The organism is Cupriavidus sp. Met-2, from assembly GCF_049843575.1.
Lineage (GTDB): Bacteria > Pseudomonadota > Gammaproteobacteria > Burkholderiales > Burkholderiaceae > Cupriavidus > Cupriavidus metallidurans.
In genome coordinates this window covers 1-2,274 of record NZ_JBBHZL010000046.1, presented here as the reverse complement: position 1 = coordinate 2,274, position 2,274 = coordinate 1, and the positions used below count along the sequence as shown (strand labels likewise).

Below are 2,274 nucleotides of genomic sequence, written 5' to 3'. Positions count from 1 at the left end.
CAGGACACTCTTCTTCAGCGTTTTCATCGCAATCTCCAAGAGGTTGGGTTCAGCGAACCGTTGATATACAGCTTACGTGACGGTTGCCGACCCCAGCCTGACCGGAACATGACAAAACAGACAGGTGCGCTGTTGGCACTGTCGCCGGGTCAACCGCCGATGTAGAGTTCGCTCTGCTCGATGTACACCCAGACGCCCTGGCCACCAGGCAATTCCGGGAAGAGCACGTTGAGGGCAACGGCCTTGTTACGGTCCAACTGCGCAAAAGCGAAAGTGATCTCGCTCGCCCCACTCTTGAACGTTACGGTCTCGCCCGAATCGACATTCACATACTTCAGGCCCGGCGCAACGTCGACGACGCGCGAGGTGCTTCCCGCCGGCGCCTCGCTGCCGAACAGGGAAGCCTCCGGACCGGGCTTGATAGCGGACAACGAAGAGAGACCGGCTCTGGCGCCATGATCATGCTGTGCAGCCACTTGAATCTGGGCCTGCTGTGACCACCCGGCTGGGTTGGTGGATTCGAGTTTGTCAGCGCTCCATGCAACGGAGGTTGCGAGAAGTGCGGCGACGCCGAGCATGAACGACGCGATCGAGGGCTTTTGAGATGTCATGATGTTCTCCTTATAAGTTTCGGGCCTAACCCTTGCCAACGATGTTAGCCATCCAGCCCATACGAACACCTTACCCACCCGTTACAACTCGGAAAGCTCCGCGAATAGCGCAACCGAGATTGTCAGCGTTGCGTTAGCCTTCCAGACGCTTACGCCAAAGCCTCGCGTCACGATGCATCGTGACCTGTTCCGACGGGCTAGTGGCACCGATGCGATGCCCATCTCAGACCGAAGGACGAGAACCTTTTTTTGCTGCTTCAACATGCTTATGGCTTGCCCCACCCCAATTTCCCTGTCACCGCCTTACGCTCTTATCGAGTGGCTGCGGTCCCTGCCATCGGCCGTTAGCCGTGAACTGCTCCAGGACGCCGTCTCGCCGATGGCTTCATACATGCCAGGCCTCCTCGGAAGTGCGGGAGAACCTGACGTCGACGCGCTGTCGAGCTGGCTACGTAGCAGCAACGACGAACTGCCTGTCGTCACCTGGTCCAAGGTCGTCGCCCTGCGAGCCCATTTGCAGTGTTTGCTGGCGGAGCGCGGCAAAGACGCGTGGTGGGCGCACAGACGCGAAGGCCTGCAGCGAGCTCTGGATGAATTGACGATCGGCAGCAAAGACGGGCATCCTGCCCGATTGCCGGCGGAGCTCCAGTTCTACCTCGCGTCGCTAGCCGCCGAGAGAAGAATCTGGGCGGATGCCATTCGCCAGTGGTACGGCCTGTGTGCGACACAGTTGTCCGACTCCGCGCTCGCGAAATGGGTAATCGCTGAAGATCGCCGCCGATTTGCAGCTCCTCGCAACGAGACCTAGTTCACCCCAAAGCTTTCTGCAGTTGTAATGGGAGGGTCATCTGTAGGTTCGGTTGGCCGGACTAGACTGACATTGTCGAATTGCTAGGGCGTATCGCGCCCCCGACCGTCGTGCCCATTGCGTTCCGGCACACGCGCAGACGATCCTTGTCCAAAGGGGGACCGGATCATATTGAATAGAACTCAACAGGAGGCAACTCATGAAACGCACCACTGCGGCCCTGTTCGCTCTCATGGTCTCGATCATCGGTATCGGCAGCGCCATTGCAGAAACCGCGCGCAATGCTGAGCGTGGACAGATTCATCGACCGAGGGATCCGTACACGGACGGCGCCAAAGCCGCGGACTTCGATGTGTACGGCGGTGGTGCAACGATTGAGCATCGCGTGGGAGAAGACATCGCGAAATAGCCCATCCAGGAATGCAGCGAAGATGCCAGCCTCGCGGCGTCTGACTTGTACGAACACAGGACACGATATCGGCCCACTCCTCCACTGGCCCTCGTCTTCGCATCGCTGGGTCCGATATCCTTGAAATCTGCCGTTCCCCCGGTGGAACCCTTAGCGGTTGCTTCGATCTGGGCAACCGCTCTTTTTTTTGCGAAACGATCCTCCAGACGACTGGGGACTGGGGACTGGCACAGCATCGACCTATCGACAGGTATCGCTACGAACGCCGAGCTACGAGCTGTGACCGGCAGGGGCCGCCGACACGGCCGCCCGGTTGCGCTTTCTCAAACTGTTGGACAGGTTGTGCCGCCACCTGGTCCTCGTTGACCTGCGTGCAGCCAACCCTGTTGCGGAGCTGATGTTGGCCGACCAATGGCTTCAGGACGATCCCGAGTGCCTCTACCTCT

3 protein-coding genes are annotated in these 2,274 nt (G+C 59.3%); 2 read left to right on the top strand and 1 reads right to left on the bottom strand.

Annotation, left to right across the window (positions count from 1 at the left end; genetic code table 11):
- Window positions 1-149 precede the first annotated feature (149 nt).
- Window positions 150-611, bottom strand: a complete 462-nt coding sequence (locus tag WD006_RS29300; RefSeq protein ID WP_011229397.1) for a CzcE family metal-binding protein — start codon at window positions 609-611, stop codon at window positions 150-152.
- A gap of 391 nt (window positions 612-1,002) precedes the next feature.
- Between WD006_RS29300 and WD006_RS29295 the strand changes: the two genes are divergently transcribed.
- Together WD006_RS29295 and WD006_RS29290 are read left to right on the top strand one after the other, a co-directional pair.
- On the top strand, window positions 1,003-1,419 hold the full coding sequence (locus tag WD006_RS29295) for a copper resistance protein CopE (protein WP_223277382.1): 417 nt from the start codon (window positions 1,003-1,005) through the stop codon (window positions 1,417-1,419).
- Between the two features lie 199 nt (window positions 1,420-1,618).
- Window positions 1,619-1,828: a hypothetical protein gene (locus tag WD006_RS29290; protein ID WP_008642736.1), complete on the top strand. Its 210-nt coding sequence runs from the start codon at window positions 1,619-1,621 to the stop codon at window positions 1,826-1,828.
- Window positions 1,829-2,274 lie beyond the last annotated feature (446 nt).

Coding starts and splice junctions, on each gene's coding strand:
- WD006_RS29300 (WP_011229397.1), bottom strand. CDS start 611: ATGACATCTCAAAAGCCCTCGATCGCGTCGTTCATGCTCGGCGTCGCC.
- WD006_RS29295 (WP_223277382.1), top strand. CDS start 1,003: ATGCCAGGCCTCCTCGGAAGTGCGGGAGAACCTGACGTCGACGCGCTG.
- WD006_RS29290 (WP_008642736.1), top strand. CDS start 1,619: ATGAAACGCACCACTGCGGCCCTGTTCGCTCTCATGGTCTCGATCATC.